Origin of the sequence: Pseudoblastomonas aquimaris (assembly GCF_035481675.1) — a bacterium.
GTDB lineage: Bacteria > Pseudomonadota > Alphaproteobacteria > Sphingomonadales > Sphingomonadaceae > Alteriqipengyuania_B.
In genome coordinates this window covers 1,383,300-1,402,761 of record NZ_JAYJJW010000001.1, presented here as the reverse complement: position 1 = coordinate 1,402,761, position 19,462 = coordinate 1,383,300, and the positions used below count along the sequence as shown (strand labels likewise).

The 19,462-nt window shown below is 68.2% G+C and carries 17 protein-coding genes; all 17 read left to right on the top strand.

What is annotated here, in order from left to right:
• Nucleotides 1–4: 4 nt before the first annotated feature.
• The 17 genes from murD (at nucleotide 5) to VCJ71_RS06860 (ending at nucleotide 19,461) form a co-directional block, all read left to right on the top strand.
• Nucleotides 5–1,366: a UDP-N-acetylmuramoyl-L-alanine--D-glutamate ligase gene (gene murD, locus VCJ71_RS06940; RefSeq protein WP_324639992.1), complete on the top strand. Its 1,362-nt coding sequence runs from the start codon at nucleotides 5–7 to the stop codon at nucleotides 1,364–1,366.
• Entirely contained in the window at nucleotides 1,363–2,586 is a 1,224-nt protein-coding gene (locus VCJ71_RS06935; RefSeq protein WP_324639990.1) for an FtsW/RodA/SpoVE family cell cycle protein, read from the top strand. The genes murD and VCJ71_RS06935 overlap by 4 nt, the downstream gene beginning before the upstream one ends.
• Nucleotides 2,583–3,779, top strand: coding sequence for an undecaprenyldiphospho-muramoylpentapeptide beta-N-acetylglucosaminyltransferase (murG, locus tag VCJ71_RS06930; RefSeq protein ID WP_324639988.1), 1,197 nt, complete (start codon nucleotides 2,583–2,585; stop codon nucleotides 3,777–3,779). Before VCJ71_RS06935 ends, murG begins: the two co-directional genes overlap by 4 nt.
• On the top strand, nucleotides 3,776–5,179 hold the full coding sequence (murC, locus tag VCJ71_RS06925; protein WP_324639986.1) for a UDP-N-acetylmuramate--L-alanine ligase: 1,404 nt from the start codon (nucleotides 3,776–3,778) through the stop codon (nucleotides 5,177–5,179). The genes murG and murC overlap by 4 nt, the downstream gene beginning before the upstream one ends.
• Before the next feature lie 38 nt (nucleotides 5,180–5,217).
• Nucleotides 5,218–6,144, top strand: a complete 927-nt coding sequence (murB, locus tag VCJ71_RS06920; RefSeq protein ID WP_324640895.1) for a UDP-N-acetylmuramate dehydrogenase — start codon at nucleotides 5,218–5,220, stop codon at nucleotides 6,142–6,144.
• Nucleotides 6,141–7,094, top strand: coding sequence for a D-alanine--D-alanine ligase (locus VCJ71_RS06915; protein ID WP_324639984.1), 954 nt, complete (start codon nucleotides 6,141–6,143; stop codon nucleotides 7,092–7,094). The genes murB and VCJ71_RS06915 overlap by 4 nt, the downstream gene beginning before the upstream one ends.
• Nucleotides 7,091–8,020, top strand: coding sequence for a cell division protein FtsQ/DivIB (locus VCJ71_RS06910; protein ID WP_324639982.1), 930 nt, complete (start codon nucleotides 7,091–7,093; stop codon nucleotides 8,018–8,020). Before VCJ71_RS06915 ends, VCJ71_RS06910 begins: the two co-directional genes overlap by 4 nt.
• On the top strand, nucleotides 8,017–9,300 hold the full coding sequence (gene ftsA / locus VCJ71_RS06905; protein WP_324639980.1) for a cell division protein FtsA: 1,284 nt from the start codon (nucleotides 8,017–8,019) through the stop codon (nucleotides 9,298–9,300). The genes VCJ71_RS06910 and ftsA overlap by 4 nt, the downstream gene beginning before the upstream one ends.
• Nucleotides 9,301–9,433: 133 nt before the next feature.
• Nucleotides 9,434–11,233 (top strand): cell division protein FtsZ, encoded by a 1,800-nt coding sequence (gene ftsZ / locus VCJ71_RS06900; protein WP_324639979.1) that lies wholly within the window; start codon nucleotides 9,434–9,436, stop codon nucleotides 11,231–11,233.
• Nucleotides 11,234–11,386: 153 nt separating this feature from the next.
• Nucleotides 11,387–12,997 (top strand): SPOR domain-containing protein, encoded by a 1,611-nt coding sequence (locus VCJ71_RS06895; protein WP_324639978.1) that lies wholly within the window; start codon nucleotides 11,387–11,389, stop codon nucleotides 12,995–12,997.
• Between the two features lie 159 nt (nucleotides 12,998–13,156).
• Complete coding sequence (locus tag VCJ71_RS06890; protein ID WP_324639977.1) at nucleotides 13,157–13,666, top strand: type III secretion system chaperone family protein; 510 nt, start codon at nucleotides 13,157–13,159, stop codon at nucleotides 13,664–13,666.
• A 5-nt stretch (nucleotides 13,667–13,671) separates the two neighbouring features.
• Nucleotides 13,672–14,481, top strand: a complete 810-nt coding sequence (locus VCJ71_RS06885) for a pyrroline-5-carboxylate reductase family protein (RefSeq protein ID WP_324639975.1) — start codon at nucleotides 13,672–13,674, stop codon at nucleotides 14,479–14,481.
• A gap of 112 nt (nucleotides 14,482–14,593) precedes the next feature.
• Nucleotides 14,594–15,346, top strand: a complete 753-nt coding sequence (locus VCJ71_RS06880; protein WP_324639973.1) for a Bax inhibitor-1/YccA family protein — start codon at nucleotides 14,594–14,596, stop codon at nucleotides 15,344–15,346.
• 210 nt (nucleotides 15,347–15,556) lie between these two features.
• Nucleotides 15,557–16,270, top strand: a complete 714-nt coding sequence (locus tag VCJ71_RS06875) for a hypothetical protein (protein WP_324639971.1) — start codon at nucleotides 15,557–15,559, stop codon at nucleotides 16,268–16,270.
• Nucleotides 16,271–16,319: 49 nt separating this feature from the next.
• Nucleotides 16,320–17,378, top strand: coding sequence for a GTPase ObgE (obgE, locus tag VCJ71_RS06870; RefSeq protein WP_324639970.1), 1,059 nt, complete (start codon nucleotides 16,320–16,322; stop codon nucleotides 17,376–17,378).
• A 47-nt stretch (nucleotides 17,379–17,425) separates the two neighbouring features.
• A complete protein-coding gene (gene proB / locus VCJ71_RS06865; RefSeq protein WP_324639969.1) occupies nucleotides 17,426–18,556 on the top strand; it encodes a glutamate 5-kinase in 1,131 nt (376 codons plus the stop codon).
• Entirely contained in the window at nucleotides 18,553–19,461 is a 909-nt protein-coding gene (locus tag VCJ71_RS06860) for an NAD-dependent epimerase/dehydratase family protein (RefSeq protein WP_324639967.1), read from the top strand. The genes proB and VCJ71_RS06860 overlap by 4 nt, the downstream gene beginning before the upstream one ends.
• Nucleotide 19,462 lies beyond the last annotated feature (1 nt).

Below are 19,462 nucleotides of genomic sequence, written 5' to 3'. Positions count from 1 at the left end.
GGGAGTGATCACGGGAACCGCCTTCAAGGACAAGCGATACGCCGTTCTCGGCCTTGCCCGCTCGGGCCTCGCCACGGTCGAGACGCTGCTGGCCAGCGGGGCGTATGTCACCGCGTGGGACCGGCAGGACGAGGCACGCAAGGCGGTGGACGGCCGCGCGGTGCTCGCCGATCCGCTCACGATCGACCTTGCCGGGTTCGACGGCATCGTGGTTTCCCCCGGCGTGCCGCTCAACACCCACCCGATTGCGGAGCGTGCCGCAGCTGCGGGCGTGCCGGTGATCGGCGATGTCGAGCTGTTCGCGCTCGCCCGGCCGGACCTGCCGCCGCACCGCGTGGTCGGCATCACCGGCACCAACGGCAAGTCGACCACGGTCGCGCTCATCACGCACCTGCTGAAACAGGCCGGCGTGCCCGCGCTGATGGGCGGCAATATCGGCTTGCCGGTGCTGAGCCGCGAGCCCTTGCAGCCGTGTGACAAGGGCGCGGGCGTCTACGTGCTGGAACTGTCGAGTTACCAGATCGACCTCACCCGCTCGCTGGCGTGCGAGGCGGCGGGGCTCACCAACATCACCCCCGACCATCTCGACCGCTATGCGGGGTTCGAAGAGTATGCCTTTTCGAAGAGCCGGCTGTTCGCGATGCAGGGCAGCGGGCAGTTCGCGGCGTTCGGCTGCGGCGACCCGTCCACCCGCGCCATCCGCGACGGGGCGGCGGCGCGCCGGGCAGAGGGCCGGGCGGTGTGCGCCGACCTTGGCGCGTTCGAGGCGGAAGCCGACCGCTGGCCTTCGCTGCAAGGGCCGCACAATCGCGAGAACGCGGCTATCGCCATCGCCATCGTCCGCGAGCTCGGCCTGACCGATGCGGAAATCTCCGCCGGGCTCGCCAGCTTCACAGGCCTTCCGCACCGGATGGAACGGCTGGGCCGTCACGAGGGCGTGGAATTCGTCAATGACAGCAAGGCGACCAACGCCGCATCCGCCGCACCGGCGCTGGCGGCATTCCCGCCCGAACCGCGCCCCCGCGTTCACTGGATCGTCGGCGGACTGTCCAAGTCCGACGGCCTGGAAGAATGCGCCGACCAGCTAGGCAATGTCGCGGCGGCCTATACCATCGGGGAAGCGGGGCCGATGTTCGCCGAATTGCTGGACGGGCAGGTCCCGGTGGAGAATTGCGAAATGCTGTGTGAAGCGGCTCGGCGTGCGTTCGGCGCGGCAGCACCCGGCGATGTCGTGCTGCTGTCCCCCGCCTGCGCCAGCTTCGACCAGTTCCGCGATTACGAGGCTCGCGGCGAAGCCTTCCGCTCCATCGTCAACGCTGTGGCGGAAACCGGCAAGGTGCGCTGCGCACAGGACGAAGAAGAATGACCCCCGGCCAACCATACCTGCCGCGCGGCGCCGAACGGCTGCACAGCGCATTCAGCCCGCCGAAGAACTGGCGCAGCGAGCTGAAAATCTGGTGGCGTGAGGTCGACCGCGTGCTGCTCGGCCTGATAGGCCTCCTTATGGTCTGCGGCCTGTTCGCGGTTGCGGCGGGCTCCCCCGCCAGCGCCGCGCGGCTTTCGACGGCCGAGGTTACGCTGTCGCCGCTGCGCTTCTTCTGGATGCACGCGGCCTTCCTCGCGCTCGGCGTCGGCGTGATGCTGGGCATTTCGATGTTGCCGCAGAAAACCGTACGGCAGGGCGGCATCTTGCTGGGCGCGGTGATGATCGTCCTGCTGCTGCTGGTCCCGATCATCGGCAGCGAGGTCAACGGGGCGAAGCGCTGGATCAACCTGGGCATCCGCTTCCAGCCGAGCGAGTTCCTGAAGCCGGCCTTCGCCATCATGCTGGCATGGATCCTGTCATGGCGGCTGCGCGATCCGACAATGCCGGTCATGGCTCTTGCCGGCATCCTCACCGGGCTGGTCGCGCTGCTTTTGATGCTGCAGCCCAATTTCGGGGATGCGGTGCTGTTCGCGGGCGTCTTCCTTATCGCGGTGTTCCTTTCCGGCCTTCCCCTGCAATTGCTCGCGTGGCTGGGCGGGTTCGGCCTGCTGCTTGTGAGCGCGGCTTATATCTTCTACGACAACGCCCGCCACCGGATCGACAGCTTCCTTGGCGGCGGCACCGCATTCGACCAGGTCGACCTTGCCGAACGCGCACTGCTCGGCGGCGGGTGGACTGGCACCGGCATGCGACTGGGTACGGAAAAGATGCGCCTGCCCGAAGCGCATACCGACTATGTCTTTTCGGTCATCGGCGAGGAATTCGGCCTTGTCGCCTGCGCGGTGATCGTGGTGCTGTTCCTCGCCATCATCCTGCGCGTGCTGTCGCGCCTGATGGACGAGGAGAACCTGTTCACCATCCTCGCGGCGACCGGGCTTACCGCGCTGTTCGGCGGGCAGGCTTTCATCAACATCCTCGTCAACCTGCAGCTCTTCCCCTCCAAGGGCATGACGCTGCCGCTGGTGTCCTACGGCGGATCGTCGACCGTCGCGATCTGCCTGACGCTGGGCGCCTTGCTGGCGATTACCCGCCGGAATCCCTTCCTCCAGCGCGAAAGATTTGACTGGCGCGCCTTGCTGCCCAAGGGACTGGCGCGATGAACGATATCGTGCGCCACTTCGTACTCGCCGCCGGGGGCACCGGCGGCCACATGATCCCCGCTTTCGCGCTGGCGGAGGAGCTGATCGCGCGCGGCCACCACGTCGCGCTGATCACCGACGATCGCGGCGCGAAGATTCCCGGCAAGCCGGAGGCGCTGACCGCGCATGTCCTGCCCGCCGGCAAAATCGGCAAGAACCCATTGAAGTGGGTCGGTGGGGTGAAGGCGATCCTGCAGGGCCGCAACATGGCGAAACGGCTGTACGAAAGCTTCGCGCCGACGGCGGTCGTGGGCTTCGGCGGCTATCCGTCCTTCCCCGCCGTGCTGGCTGCGCGCTCCGCCGGCGTGCCCGCTGTGCTGCACGAACAGAACGCCGTGCTCGGCCGGGTGAACCGCTTTTTCGCGCGGGGCGTGGAAGCGATTGCGACCTCCTATGAAAAGGTCGACCGTCTCGACGCCAAATACGCGGACAAGGTCCACTTGGTCGGCAATCCGGTGCGCGGCGAGGTCCTGTCCCTGCGCGACAAGCCGTTCCCGCATTTCGCGGAGGAAAGCCTGCTGCGGGTACTGGTGACCGGCGGCAGCCAGGGCGCGCGGGTGCTGAGCGAAGTGGTGCCGGACGGGCTGGCGATGCTGCCGCCTGCGCTGCGCGCAAGGCTGCAAGTGACGCAGCAATGCCGGGCGGAGGATCTCGACGCGGTGCGCCACCGCTATTCCGAGCACGGCATCCCGGCAGAACTCGGCACCTATTTCGAGGACATGCAGGACCGGCTGGCCGACACGCATATCTTCATCGGCCGCGCAGGCGCGAGCACGATTGCGGAGCTGACCGCCGTGGGCCGTCCCGCTATTCTCGTACCGCTGCCCATCGCGACCGACGACCACCAGGCGGCCAACACGCGCGAGCTGGCCAAATCGGGCGGCGCGCGGATGATCCGGCAGGAAAAGTTCACTGCCAAGGAACTGGCGAAGCAGATCCAGGCGCTGGCCATGAAACCCTCGACCCTTGCCAACGCGGCCCATGCGGCGTGGAATTGCGGGCGGCCCGATGCGGCGATCGCGCTGGCGGACCTCGTCGAAAGCTTCGGCGGGGCGGGGCTGCAGGACGTGATCCGCGTCGGCGGCAACAACGCCCGCGGCGCCACGCAGGGCGCGCCCGTGGGCCAGGGTGCCGCGCGGGAGACTGCGCGATGAAGGGCGTTCCGACAGATATCGGCGTAGTCCACTTCGTCGGCATCGGCGGCATCGGCATGTCCGGCATCGCCGAGGTCATGCACAATCTCGGTTACACCGTGCAGGGGAGCGACCTTTCCGAAGGGCCGAGCGTGGAGCGGTTGCGCGATCGCGGCATTTCGGTGCGCATCGGCCATGCGCGCGAGAATGTGGAAGGCGCCGCCGTGGTGGTCACCTCCACCGCCGTGAAGCGCACCAACCCCGAAGTCGCCGCCGCGCTCGAAAACCGCACGCCGGTGGTCCGCAGGGCGGAAATGCTGGCGGAACTGATGCGGCTGAAATCCACCGTCGCGGTGGCCGGCACGCACGGCAAGACGACCACCACCAGCATGATCGCCGCGCTGCTCGATGCGGGCGGGATCGACCCCACCGTCATCAACGGCGGCATCATCGAACAATACGGCTCCAACGCCCGGCTCGGCGACAGCGAATGGATGGTTGTGGAAGCCGACGAGAGTGACGGCAGTTTCCTGCGCCTCGACGGGACGATCGCGGTCGTCACCAATATCGATCCCGAACACCTCGACCACTACGGCGATTTCGACGGAGTGAAGAAGGCGTTCGTGGAATTCATTCATAACGTGCCGTTCTACGGCGCGGCGATCCTGTGCATCGACCACCCCGAAGTGCAGGCGGTTATCGGCCAGGTGCGCGACCGGCAGGTGATCACCTACGGCCTGTCGCTGCAAGCCGACATCTGCGGCGTCAACCTGCGCACCGAAGGCGGGGCGAGCGTCTTCGACGTCGTCATCCGCCAGCGCGCCGAAGAGGACCGGCGGATCGAATCCGTCCGCCTGCCGATGCCGGGCCGCCACAATGTCCAGAACGCGCTCGCCGCCATCGCAGTCGCGGTGGAGATGGGCTGCAGCGACGACATCATCTGCAACGGCTTCGACAAGTTCGGCGGGGTGCGCCGGCGCTTCACGAAGACAGGGACCGCGCGCGGCGCGACCATCATCGACGATTACGCCCACCACCCGGTCGAAATCCGCGCGGTATTGCAAGCCGCGCGCGAGGCCGCGCAGGGCCGGGTCATCGCGGTGATGCAGCCGCACCGCTATTCCCGCCTCGGCGACCTGATGGACGATTTCCAGAGCTGCTTCGACAACGCCGACCGCGTGTATGTGACCCCGGTCTATGCCGCGGGCGAGGATCCCATCGAGGGCGTGAGCCAGGACGCGCTGGTCGAAGGGATCAAGGCGCGCGGCCATCGCTCGGCAGAGGCGGTGGCGGACCGGGCGGAGCTGGTCGCGACGCTGTCCGAGACGCTCGAGGAAGGCGACATGGTCGTCTGCCTCGGCGCGGGCGACATCACCAAATGGGCCGCCGCCCTGCCGCAGGAACTCGGGGGCGCGGCATGATGCAGCCGGGCGAGGACTGGATGTGGGGCGACAGCGGCATGGCGCCCGAAACCGATGCGGGTGAGGCCCCCACGGGCGCCGCGCCCGCGGGCGAATGGCGCGGCAAGCTGCGGCAGGACGCGCCGCTCGCCAAATATACCTGGTTCAAGACCGGCGGCCCGGCGGACTGGCTGTTCGAGCCTGCGGACGTCGATGAATTGCGCGAATTCCTCGCCCGGCTGGGCGGATCGCTGCCGGTCATGCCGCTCGGCCTCGGCTCCAACTTGATCGTGCGCGACGGGGGCATCCCCGGCGTCGTCATCAAGCTCGGCAAGCCTTTCGCACAGGTCCGGCAGCTGGACGAGACGACGTTGGAATGCGGCGGCGGGGCGCACGGCATCCTCGTGGCGTCCGAAGCGCGCGATGCAGGGATTGCGGGGCTGGAATTCCTGCGCGGCATTCCCGGCACGGTCGGCGGCTTCGTACGGATGAACGGCGGCGCTTACGGGCGCGAAGTGGCCGACATCCTCGTCGATTGCGACGTCGTGATGGCGGACGGGCAATGCCACTGCCTGACGCTGGCCGATCTCGACTATTCCTATCGCCATTCCGCCTTGCCGGACGGGGCCGTCGTGGTCGCCGCGCGCTTTCGCGGCACGCCCGGCGATCCCGAAACCATCGGGGCGGAGATGGATCGCATCGCCGAAGAGCGCGAGAATTCGCAGCCCCTGCGCACCAAGACGGGCGGCTCCACGTTCAAGAATCCCGAAGGGGGCAAAGCCTGGCAGCTGGTCGATGCCGCCGGCTGCCGCGGCCTGACGTTGGGCGGCGCGCAGGTGAGCGAGAAGCACACCAATTTCCTGATCAACACCGGCGATGCGACCAGCGCCGATATCGAAGGGCTGGGCGAGGAAGTGCGCAACCGCGTCCGCGCCAGCCAGGGCGTCGCACTGGAATGGGAGATCAAGCGGGTGGGCCGGCCATGAGCACCTTGGGTAAACTCCACGTGGCCGTCTTGATGGGCGGCTGGGCGGCGGAACGCGAGGTTTCGCTGATGAGCGGCAACGGCATCGCCGATGCGCTGGAATCGCGTGGCCACCGGGTGACCCGGATCGACATGGACCGCGATGTCGCGGCGCGCATTGCCGAAGCGAAGCCCGATGTCGTGTTCAACGCGCTCCACGGCGTGCCGGGGGAAGACGGCACGGTGCAGGGCATGCTCGACCTGATGGGCGTGCCCTACACCCACTCCGGCCTCGCCACCTCGGTCATCGCGATCGACAAGGAACTGACCAAGCAGGCTCTCGTCCCCCATGGCATCCCCATGCCGGGCGGCCGGATCGTGGACTGCGAAACCCTGTATGACGGCGACCCGCTGGCCCGGCCCTATGTGCTCAAGCCTGTCAACGAAGGCAGCAGCGTGGGCGTGGCCATTGTCACCGACGAAAGCGATTACGGCAATCCCATCGCGCGCGATGCGAAGGGCCCGTGGCAGGATTTCGAACGGCTGCTGGCAGAGCCTTTCATCCGCGGGCGCGAACTGACCACCGCGGTGATCGACCGTGCAGGCGGGCCGGAGGCGCTGACGGTGACCGAGCTCGTCGTCGCATCGGGCTTCTACGATTACGAAAACAAGTATACCGACGGAAAGACCGAGCATATCTGCCCGGCGCAAATCCCCGACCGGATCGCCGAACTGTGCCGCGAATACGCGGTGCGCGCGCATACTGTTCTGGGCTGCAAGGGCACCAGCCGCACGGACTTCCGCTGGGACGACGAGCAGGGCGAAGATGGCCTGTTCGTGCTGGAAACCAACACCCAGCCGGGCATGACGCCGCTCAGCCTCGTGCCCGAACAGGCGAAGCATTGCGGCATGGATTACGCAACGCTGGTCGAAGCGATCGTGGCGGCCGCACTGGAAGGGAGGGCGGCGTGAGCCAGAAGATCCGCCGGGGCGGCACGGGGGCGCGCAAGGTTGCGCGGCGGCAGGGCACGCAGGCCCGCGTACGCCAGACGAAGAAACAGGCGAGCGGCGCAATGGGCGCGGCAATCCGTTTCCTGCCGTTCACCGAAGAACAGCTGCAGCGGGTGTTCCTCGCCATAATCCTGGGCGGCGCGGCCGCGCTGGCCTGGTTCGTCGCCAGCCTCGCCGGGGTGCCGGCCATGGCGCAGCAGCAGCTCGCCAACCTGGCCGGCGATGCCGGTTTCGAGGTGAAGAACGTGGAAGTCCGCGGGACGGAGCGGATGAACGTCCTCACCGTTTACGAACGGGTGCTGGGCGAACAGGACCAGGCGATGCCGCTGGTCGATGTTGAGGCCCTTCGCGCCGAACTGCTCGACCTCGACTGGGTTAGGGATGCCCGCGTTTCGCGCCAGCTGCCCGATACGCTGGTCATCGACATCGTCGAACGCGTGCCCCACGCCGTGCTGCGCAAGCCCGGCCGGCTGGTGCTGATCGACGCGACCGGCCACGCGCTGGAGCCGATTTCCGCCGCGAATGCCAAGCCATACCTGATGATCGAAGGGCCGGGCGCGCAGCGGCAGGTGCCCGCGCTGGCAACGCTGCTGGAAGCCGCGCCCGCGCTGAAACCGCAGGTGGCAGAGGCCGAATGGGTCGGCAACCGGCGCTGGGACATCACCTTCAAGACCGACCAGGTGCTCGCCCTGCCGGAAGGGGAGGAAGCCTCTGCCAAAGCCCTGATGAGCTTCGCCCGGCTGGACGGGGTAAACCGCCTGCTCGGCGGCAAGGTCGCCAGCTTCGACATGCGCGCGCCGGAACGCATCTACATGCGCTGCCCTGGCTGCGGCGAAGGGGAGGGCGAGGACCTGGCCACCGGCGAAGGCGAGGTCCGCAGCGAATGAGCGACACACCCCGCCTCGACCAAGTTTTCGGCTGCATCAACATCGGCAGCTTCCGCATCGCCGCGATGGTCGCCGCGCTGACGGAAGACGGCAACATCCTCGTTTTGGGTTCGCACCACCGGCAGGCGCAGGGGATCAAGCGCGGCTATGTCACCGACATGGCGGCCGCGACCTATGCCGTGCGCGAGGCGATGGAGCGGGCGGAGAAGATCGCCGGGCAAAGCGTGCGCAAGGTCCATATCGGCGCCTCGGGCGCAGGGCTCGCCAGCCGCATCGCGCAAGTGGAAATCGACATCGGCGGGCGGCGGATCGAGGAAGAGGATATCGAGCACCTCCTGCTCGAAGCGCGGGAGGGGCTGGAGCCCGACGGGCGCATGGTCCTGCACGCACAGCCTGCGCATTACACGCTCGACGGGGCTCACGGCGTCGCCAATCCCACCGGCCTGCATGCCGAACGGCTGGGGGTCGATGTCCACGTCATGCTCGCCGACGGCGCGCCCATCCGCAACATCACCGAATGCGTACAGAACGCGCATTTGGAGGTGTCCTCCGTGGTCGGATCGCCCGTCGCTGCCGGGCTTGCCTGCCTGTCGGAAGAAGAGCGCGAGCTGGGTGTGGCGCTGGTCGAATTCGGCGCGCAGGTGACCAATGTCTCGGTCTTCGCGGCGGGAATGCTGCTGGGGCTGAAGTCCATTCCGATCGGGTCCGCCGACATGACCGATGCGATCGCCTCTGTCTTCGGCATCAAGCGCTTCCAGGCAGAGCGGCTGAAGTGCCGCTATGGCAGCGCCGTCGCCAGCCCCAGCGACCACCGCGAGATGATCCCGGTCGACGGGCCCGGCGATCCGCGCGGCGGCGAACCGGCCCGCGGCGCGGACGACCACGGCCGCATCCCGCGCGCGCAGCTGATCTCGGTCATCGCCGACCAGCTCGACCGGGTGCTGAAAGAGGTCGACCGCGCGCTGAAGGACATGGGCTTTTCCGGCGCCGGCGGGCGGCAGGTCGTCATCACCGGCGGCGGGGCGGAACTGGCGGGCATTGCGGACTACGCGCAAGGTTCGCTCGGCTCGCCCGTGCGGATCGGCAAGCCGCCGGAACTCGACGGGTTGGCGGAGGCGCACCGCGTGCCCGCTTTCGCCACGCTGGCGGGCCTTGCGCTCTATGCCGCGCGCGATCCGGTGGACATCCGCGTGCTGCGTCCGCGGCACCAACAGCAGGACGTAATCGGCTTCCCCGCGCTCGCCGGAAAGGTCTGGCGTGCCATGCGCGAGTATTTCTGATGAATTTCGCCGCCGATTTTCGGGCACAAGCCGCTGTGGATAAGGGTTTACACCCTGTCCCGCGCGGAATCGCTTTGTGTCACAATCGCATCAACCATAATTTTCCCGCGTCCAGCCCTGAAAGGGAACGCACATGAGCATCAATATCGGCCCGCCCTCCGTCGAAGAACTGCGTCCGCGCATCACCGTGATCGGTGTCGGCGGGGCGGGCGGCAACGCCATTGCCAACATGATCGACGCGCAGATCGAAGGCGTCGATTTCGTCGTCGCCAACACCGACGCGCAGGCATTGAACAATTCGTCGGCGGAGCAGCGCATCCAGCTCGGCCCGGAAATCACCCAGGGCCTGGGCGCAGGGTCGCGGCCCGAAGTCGGGCGTGCGGCGGCCGAAGAGACGATCGAGGAAGTCGAACGGCTGCTCGACGGGGTGAACATGGTCTTCATCGCGTCCGGCATGGGCGGCGGCACCGGCACCGGCGCGGCGCCCGTGATCGCGGAGGCCGCGCGCAAGATGGGCGTGCTGACCGTGGGCGTGGTGACCAAGCCCTTCATGTTCGAAGGCGCGCGCCGCATGCGGGCCGCCGAAGCGGGTATCGAGGAACTGCAGAAGCACGTCGATACGCTGATCGTGATCCCCAACCAGAACCTGTTCCTGGTCGCCAAGCCCGACACCACGTTCAAGCAGGCGTTCCAGCTGGCCGACGAAGTGCTGCAGCAGGGCGTGCGCTCGATCACCGACCTGATGGTGATGCCGGGCCTTATCAACCTCGACTTTGCAGACATCCGCTCGGTGATGCAGGAAATGGGCAAGGCGATGATGGGCACTGGCGAGGGCGAGGGCGACAACCGCGCACTCGAAGCCGCCGAACGCGCCATCGCCAACCCGCTGCTCGACGGTGTCAGCATGGCCGGTGCGAAGGGCGTCATCATCTCGATCATCGGCGGGGAGGACATGCGCCTGCTCGAAGTGGACGAGGCGGCGAACCACATCCGCGAACTCGTCGACAGCGATGCCAACATCATCTGGGGCAGCGCCTTCAACCCCGATCTCGACGGCAAGATCCGCGTGTCGGTGGTCGCCACGGGTATCGAGGACGGCGCGGAAGGCACCGTCGCCCCGGCACAATATTCGCAGCGCCCCGTCGATCTCGGCGCCTCGCGCGGGCCCAAGACCCCGGTGCTACCGGTGCCGAGCGCCGAGGAAATGGCCGAGGATGGCGAGGACGAAGACGACCAGTTCGCCATCGGCGGCAGCGATGCCGGCGATAGCGACGACGGGCTGTCCGGCTTCTCCGGCCTTTCCGGTGGCTACGACTATGACGAGGAAGAGGGCGAGGACGACGACGATGTCGACGATATCGTCGATCCGCTGGCCGGCCTGCGGCAGGACGACGAGGAAGACGACTTTTCTGCCCCGCGCGTGCCGAGCGGCTACGACGCGGAACCCGCTACCGTGGAAGAACCGGCGACCGACGACGCCCACATGAACCCGGGCGAAGGCGGCTTCCACCCGCCCGCAAGCGGCGCGGATGACGACGAAGGCCCGCTGGAACTGAGCGGCGGATCGTCCCCGGACGACAGCGACGACGAGGCGAGCAGCGACGAACTGCTCCTCGACGCGACCCGCCTTGCCGAAGCGGACGAGGACGTGCAGCCTCCCGCACAGGGCGGGCGCAGGCGCGGCCTTGTCGCCGGGTCCGGCGAAGCGGGCGCGGAATCCGGTGGCGGAGCCGCCGGCGGCGCAGGCTCGGTTGGTTCGGGCGGCGAAGGCAGCGGCGGCGGCAGCACGCTGTTCGAACGCATGGCCAACCTGTCGCGCGGGGGCGGTTCGGGCGCATCGGGTTCTTCCGATGACGAGGACGATGACGACGACAAGAACGACGGCGGCGGCATCAATATCCCGCGCTTCCTCGGCCGCCAGAACAACCAGTGACGCATGACGCGGGCGGCTTGCGGGCCGCCCGCGCACGCGCTTTGCCGGCGTTCAGGCCTTCGCAAGCCGCGATTTGTACTGCATAAACGCGGACCTATGGGACATTCCGGCCTGATCTTCTCTTTTGGCGCGTTTGCGCTCGCCCTTAGCGTCATGGCGCCGCCTGCCCACGCGCAGGTGCCGGACTACACCGACACGGCTTCCACCGAGGAGGCGCAGGAAAGCCTGCGCGCCGCGACCCGCCGTCTGGCGCAGGACCCGCGAGACCTCAACGCCCTGCGCATGGCCGGCTTCGCCGCGCTCGACCTCAATGACGACGAGGCCGCGCAGGATTATTTCAGCCGCGCGCAGGCGCTCGCGCGCGGCGATGCGCGCATCCTCCTCGGCCTTGCCGTGGTCGCAGTGCGCACCGAGGACCCCTACCAGTCGCTGTCCCTGTTCGAACGCGCCGAGGCATCGGGCGCGCAGTTGGGCAAATACTGGGGCGACCGTGGCCTCGCCTACGATCTGGTCGGCGATACAGCCCGCGCGCAGCAGGCCTACCGGGCCGCCCTGTCGAGCGGCGAGGACGCAGTCGTCACCCGCCGGATGGCGCTCAGCCAGGCGATCGACGGCAACATCGTCGGGGCGGAATCGACGCTCCTCCCGCTGCTCCAGCGCGGCAACCGTGCCGCCTTCCGCACCCGCGCCTTCGTGCTGGCGATCGCCGGCCGCGCGGACGAGGCCATGGCCATCGTCAAGGCGCTCCAGCCGCCGGCGGCCGCGGCGCGATTCGAGCCTTACCTGCGGCAAATGCCCGCACTGACCGCGGCGCAGCAGGCAGCGGCGGCCAATTTCGGCCATTTCCCGCGCAACGAGGCGGTTGCCTTCGCGCCCGCCGACCCCACCCGCTCGCGCTACGAACAGGCCTTGGCCGCGCAACGCGGGGCAGAAGCGCCGAGCAGGCTTGAGCCGCAAGGGCCGCAGCTTGGCCCCGCGGTCGCGCAGGCCGAGCCTGCTCCCGCCCAGCCGGCGCCTGCGGTCACCCCGCCACCAGCACAGCAGCCGGCGCAACAGCCGGCGCTCGCGACAGCCGAGCTTCCCCCGATCTCCCGGACCCCGGTTACGGAAACTCCGGTAGCGCAACCCCCTGCGGCTTCGCCAGTGATGCAGCCTGTCCAGCAACCGGTCGAGACCGCCGCGCAACCTGCTGCCGAGGCAGTGGTCGCCGCGATCGAAAATGAGGCGGACGAGGTGGCCGGGCCGACCGAAGCCGAGACACCGCGTCCCACTATCGAGATCGTCCGCGCGGACATTTCGCCCGCTCCCACCGACGTCCCGCCGATCGAACCGGCGCCGGCGACGACTGTCGCGGTTGCAGAGGAGCCCGCGTCTCTGGACGAGGCGTTCAGCAGCTTCCGCCTGCCCGCTGCCGCGCCCGCGGCGCCCACCGGCGGCGTCGACATCACCGCTATCCAGCCCCCGCGCGAGCGCGCCGCACCGCCTCCGCCTGCCGCGCCGTCGCGCCAGTGGGTGCAGGTGGCCACGGGCCGCGACCGCGACGCGCTGCGCTTCGACTGGCGGCGGATCCGCCGCACGGGCGGCGATTTGCTTGAGGGCCGGGAGGCCTATGTCGCCACCTGGGGCGAGACCAATCGCCTAGTCTTCGGCCCCTTCGACAGCGCCGCCGCAGCCAATAAAATGGTCAGCGATTTGAAGGCGTTGGAGATCGATAGCTTCCGCTTCACCAGCGCCGAGGGCGAGGCGGTCGACAAGCTGCCCTGAGGCTGCCCGCCTCCCTTCCAATGCTGGCGGGTCCGGCTTTTGCACAAGGTTTGAACAAGCGAAAACGGTTGTGCACCGCTGCGCGATGCCGCGCGATTGCGCGGTGGGGCGGGCCTGCGCCATGTCACCCTGCATGAGGTTCGCAGGACTATCCGCCCGATGATCGACCGCCAGCAAAGGCAGGCCACCACCGTCGACCAGTCGCCCCCGGTCGACATGCTCGCGCAGCTGTTCGAAGCGCGCGGCTGGCCGTGCGAGTTCGTCGAGGAGAACGAGATCACCGGCGAGGTGCAGGGCAGCTGGGCGAATTACCAGCTGCGCGCGATCTGGCGGCAGGAAGACCACGTGCTGCAGCTGCTCTGCCTGCCCGATATCAGGGCCACGGAAGGCCGCCGCGCCAATTTGCACGAGCTCATCTCGCTCATCAACGAGCAGGTCTGGCTCGGCCATTTCGAAACGTGGTCGAAAGGCGGGATGATCCTCTATCGCAACGCGATGATGCTGGGCGACGACGGGATGCTGGACCTGAGCCAGGCGCAGGCGCTGGTGGAGAACGCCGTGGCCGAATGCGACCGCTTCTACCCCGCGTTCCAGTTTTCCCTGTGGGGCGAGAAATCCCCGCGCGAGGCGCTCGATTCCGCGCTGATCGACCCCGCCGGCGAGGCTTAGGCCGGGTGGACGGCTTCGCGCGCATCCTGGTCGCGGGATACGGCGCGATGACCGGCGCGATGGTGGAAGGCTGGCTGCGCGCCGGCCTGCCCGCGGACCGCTTCACGATTTGCAACCCGCGCCCGAAGCCGGTGCCGGAAGGCGCTCGGTTCACGACCGAATGGCCAGCCGGACCGTTCGACGCCGTGGTGATCGGGATGAAGCCGCAGCAGCTCGCAGAGGCCGCCCCGGCCATCGATGCGGTGTGCGGTCCGAACACGGTGCTGCTGTCGGTGCTGGGCGGGGTGGACTTGGATACGCTGGCCGACGCCATTCCATCGGCCGGCGCGTGGGTGCGCTTCATGCCGAACCTCGCCTGCGCGATTGGCAAGTCGCCCAATGTGCTGGTCGCCCGCAATCTGGATGCCGCCGGGCGCGCCAAGGTAACCGCGCTGGCCGAAGCGCTGGGCAGCGCGGAATGGATGGCGGACGAGGCGCAGTTCGACCTTGCCACCGCGCTTGCCGGATCGGGTCCGGGCTTCGTCTATCGTATCATCGATGGCTTCGCTGCGGCCGCGCAGCACCTGGGGCTCGAGGCCGAACAGGCGGAGCGACTGGCGGTGCAGATGGTCGAAGGGGCAGGTGCGCTCGCCGCCCGGTCCGACCTGTCCCCGCGCGATCTTGCCGCCCGCGTCGCCAGCCCCGGCGGCATGACGCAGGCGGGTCTCGATGTGCTCGACGAAGGCGGCGCGCTGGAGGCATTGCTTGTCGAAACCTTGCGAAAGACACGCGACAGGGGCGCCTATCTCGCTGGAAAGGCGCGCAAACAGGGTTAATGTGGGCGCATACCGATTTCGTCCGGTTTTCCTTGAAATCGGCGGCGAAAATGCCGATATTTCCCCTTGAACCGGCCCCCTTCTGGCGACCGGAACCGTAAAGGGATCAAACATGGCAAACTGGAACGACCCCCGTCAGGCCCAGCAGGGCTACGGCGTGTCGCCGGGCCTCGATCGCACCGAAGGGCGCGTGACCTTCGACGAAGGCCTGCGCAAGCACATGCTGTCGATCTACAATTACATGACCAGCGGCGTGCTGCTGACCGGTATCGTCGCGATGCTCGCTTCCACGTCGGAAGCTTTGATGCAGGCCATTTTCGGTGGCGGCATCCTTCGCTGGGTCGTGCTGCTGGCACCGCTCGGCTTCGTCTTGGCGATGAGCTTCGGCGCGAACAAGTTCTCCAGGCCGGCGCTGCAGGCGATGTTCTGGGGCTTCGCGGTCGCGATGGGCCTGTCGCTCTCGTCGATCTTCCTCATCTATACGGGCGCGTCGATCGCGCAGACCTTCTTCGCCACGGCAGCGGCCTTCGCCGGTCTTAGCCTGTGGGGCTACACCACGAAGAAGGACATCTCTGGCTGGGGCAGCTTCCTCATCATGGGCGTCGTCGGCCTCATCGTGGCATCGCTGCTCAACGCTTTCCTGATCGGTTCGCCCGGTCTGGAGCTGGCGATCTCGGCTCTCGGTGTGCTGATCTTCGCGGGCCTCACCGCCTACGATACGCAGCGCCTGAAGACCGAATACCAGTACCTGCGCGGTACCGAATTTGCCGGCAAGGCGGTGATCCTCGGTGCGCTGACGCTGTACCTCGATTTCATCAACATGTTCCTGTTCCTGCTGCGTTTCATGGGCGCCGCCCGCGAATAATCCGCGACGCAGAGCAGACGAAAGACACCCCGGGTCGCATCCTTGCGTCCCGGGGTTTTCTTTTGCCCTTGCCCGGCGCATCATGCGGCTTCATGACGAGGTCAGGTCGCGCCGCTATACCATGCGGGTGAACCGACCGCCGAGAGAGAGGTTGCCCCGATGTCGTCCCGTTTCGCCGCCCGCCTTCGCCTTGCTTCACTGGGGGGCATCATGCTCGCCATGGCCGGCTGCACCGTAGCTCCGCCGCCCGTGCTGCAGACCACGCAGCTGGCCGCGCCGCCGCTCGTTTCCGTGCCGCCGCTGCGACCGACCCCGCCGTTCAGCGCCTCGCTCTACACGGAAATCCCGCAGCGCGACGCGCTTGGCAACCGGCAGACGATCAACACCGGCATCACTTCGACCGAAACGCTGTGGAACCTGCGCTCCGCCTGGAACGTGGCGGCACTCAACTGCCTGTCGGGCCGCTACCAGCCCATCGGCGAGGGCTACCGCCTGCTGCTGGAGAACAACGAAAGCGCGCTGTCGGCTGCCAATACAGAGCTCGACGCGCAGTTCCGCCGCGACTTCGGCGGCAATTTCAAGCGCACGCGCGATAGCCACTCGACCCGCGTCTACAACTATTTCGCCCTGCCGCCGGCGCGCACCTATTTCTGCGAGGCGCTGTTGGACACGGCCAATCGCTACCAGGCGGCCCCGCCCGAAGACATCTCCAGCTTCGCGGCCGCCGAACTCGCGCAGATCGAGCGGGCGTTCGACCGCTTCTACGGCGAATTCGAACAGTACCAGAGCGACGTGGTGACGTGGGACAATGTCTATGGCCCGCAATACGGTGCGGTCTATGCGACGATCGTCCCGACCGTCATCCCGAACGCCGGCGGCGAGGTGGTCCAGCCGGTTCCGGACGAGAGCGGCACGACGCAATAAGGCGACGCCGCTTGTCCTTGCCGGTCCCCGCGCCTAGGGGCGGGACACCATGCATTTCCTCGACCAGGCCAAGATCTATCTGAAATCCGGCGCCGGCGGCCCCGGCGCCGTTAGCTTCCGGCGCGAGAAATACGTCGAGTTCGGCGGGCCGGACGGCGGCAACGGCGGCAAGGGCGGCGACATCGTGTTCCGCGCGGTCGGCGGTCTCAACACGCTGATCGACTTCCGCTACACCCAGCATTTCAAGGCCAAGCGCGGCATGCACGGCCAAGGCCGGGACCGCACGGGCGCAGGTGCGCCCGATCTCGTCATCGACGTTCCGGTCGGCACGCAAATCCTCGACGAGGACAAGGAAACCGTCCTCGCCGACCTGACCGAGGAAGGGCAGGAAATCACCCTGCTCGAAGGCGGCATGGGCGGGCGCGGCAACGCCAGCTACAAGACCAGTACCAACCGCGCCCCGCGCCAGCACCAGCCGGGCGAACCGGCTCAGGAAATGTGGGTCTGGCTGCGGCTGAAGCTGCTCGCCGACGTCGGCCTCGTCGGCCTGCCCAACGCGGGCAAGTCCACCTTCATCAACCAGGTCACCAACGCGCGGGCCAAGGTCGGCGATTACGCCTTTACCACGCTGGTGCCCAAGCTCGGCGTGGTCCGCCACAAGGGCCGCGATTTCGTGCTGGCGGACATTCCCGGCCTGATCGAGGGCGCGGCAGACGGCGCGGGCATCGGCGACCGCTTCCTGGGCCATATCGAACGCTGCCGGGTGCTGATCCACCTGATCGACATGAGCCACGAAGACCCGGTGGAGGCGATGCAGATCGTCGACGAGGAACTGGCCGCATACGGTGCCGGGCTGGAAGACAAGCCGCGCCTTGTCGCGCTCAACAAGCTCGACCTCGGCGATGCGGAACTGGCCGAGGATTTCGGCAAGCTGCTGGTCGAGGCCGGGGCCGAGCGGGTCTTCCCCATCTCCGGCGCGACGGGTGCCGGGATCGAGGCGCTGTTGGACCAGGTCATCGGCTATCTCCCGGCGAAAACCTCCACCGAGACCAAGCGCGCAGGCGTGGAAAACGAGGACGACGAGCCGGAGGAATGGTCGCCGATCTGACGCGCGGCTTTGCAGCCATCGCGCGCGCCGCTAGAGGCGGGGGCACCATGGCGATCACCGGACATTCCCAGCTTCAGGATGCGCAGGCCTGCGCGCGGGTGGTCGTCAAGATCGGCTCGGCGCTGCTGGTCGGTGCGGACGGCGCGCCGGATGCCAGCTTCATGGCGGCGATTGCCGGCGACATCGCAGGCCTTCGCGCGCGCGGGCAGGCGGTGGTGGTCGTGACCTCCGGCGCGATCGCGCTGGGTGCCGCGCGGCTCGGCCTGACGCATGCCAAGCGGAACCTTGCCGATGCTCAAGCAGCGGCAGCAGTCGGGCAGATCCGCCTTGCCTCGGCATGGGCGGATGCGCTGGAGCGCGAGGGGCTGGTGGCGGCACAAATGCTGCTGTCGCTCGACGATTTCGAGGATCGCGCGCGCTATCTCAACGCCTCCGCCACACTCGAGCGACTGCTCGAAGGCGGGGCGGTGCCGGTGGTGAACGAGAACGACAGCGTCGCGACGGAGGAAATCCGTTTCGGCGACAACGACCGGCTCGCCGCGCGCGTCGGGCAGGCTGCGCGGGCGCAGGCCGTGGTGCTGCTAAGCGACGTGGACGGGCTCTACACCGCCGCCCCGGGTACGAAGGGCGCGGAAAAGATCGAGCGGGTCGAAGGCGTGACGCCCGATATCCTTGCCATGGCGGATGGGAGCAGCGGTTCCGGCCTCGGCACTGGCGGCATGCTGTCCAAGCTGCGCGCCGCCGAGATCGCCGAGCGTGCCGGGATCGCACTGGTCATCGCGAAAGGCGCGGGCGACCATCCGCTGGCCGATGCGCTGATGCCGCGCGGCGGCACGCTGTTCGTGCCGCAGGCCGATGCCGACGCACGGCGCAGCTGGCTCGGCGGCAGGCAGCGCGCGGCGGGGCGACTGGTCGTCGATGCCGGCTGCGTCCGGGCGCTGCGCAGCGGGATGAGCCTGCTGGCGGCAGGCATTACCGGCGTGAAGGGTGAATTCGCCCGCGGCGACCTGCTCGAAGTCTATGGGCCCGATGGCGTGGCAGTTGCGCAGGGCCTGTCGGAATATGCCGCCGACGCCTGCCGCGCGATCATGGGCCGCCGCAGCGATGCGCTGGAGGCCGTGCTGGGCCACGCGCCGCGCTCCGCCGTCATCCACCGCGACCACATGGTGCTGCTATGACGGTGGCGATTACCGGTGCGACCGGATTCGTGGGCCTGACGCTGCTCGACGAGGCAGCGCGGCGCGGCATCGATGTGCAGGCACTGACGCGCAGCAAGCAGAAACCGCGCGACGGGGTGCGCTGGATATCAGGCGATCTCGCCGACGAGGCCGCGCTCTTCGACCTCGTGGATGGATGCGAGGCGGTGATCCACGTCGCAGGCGTCGTCAACGCGCCCGATGCCGCCGGTTTCGAAGAAGGGAACGTGCGCGGCACCGTCCGCCTGATCGACGCGGCGCGCAAGGCGGGCGTGCAGCGCTTCGTCTTCGTCTCCTCCCTGTCGGCCCGCGCGCCGGAGCTATCGAACTACGGCGCTTCGAAAGCGCGTGCGGAACGGCAGGTGCGGGCGAGCGGGCTGGACTGGACGATCTTGCGCCCGCCGGGAATTTTCGGGCCGCGCGACCGCGAGGTGCTGGAGATGTTCAAGGCGGCGAAATGGGGCGTGGTCCCGATGCCGCCGCCGGGCCGCGCGTCGTGGATCCATGTCGAGGACCTCGCGCGCCTGCTGCTGGCGCTGGTCCCCGGCGGGGAGGATGTCAGCCACCGTATCTTCGAACCCGACGACGGGCGGCGCAACGGCTGGAGCCACCGCGAATGGGGCCGCGCGATCGGCTGGGCGGTGGGGCGGCGGCCGTGGGTCCCGCACCTGTCGCAAGGCCTGCTGGAAAAGGCGGCGAAGGCCGACCGGATGCTGCGCGGCGGCAAGGCGAAGCTGACGCCCGACCGCGTCGGCTACATGGTCCATCCCGACTGGACGGTCGATCCGGGCAAGGCGGTGCCGCAGGCGCGCTGGACGCCGCAGGTCGATCCGCGAAAGGGGCTGAAGGACACCGCCCGCTGGTATCGCGAGCACAAGTGGCTCTGAC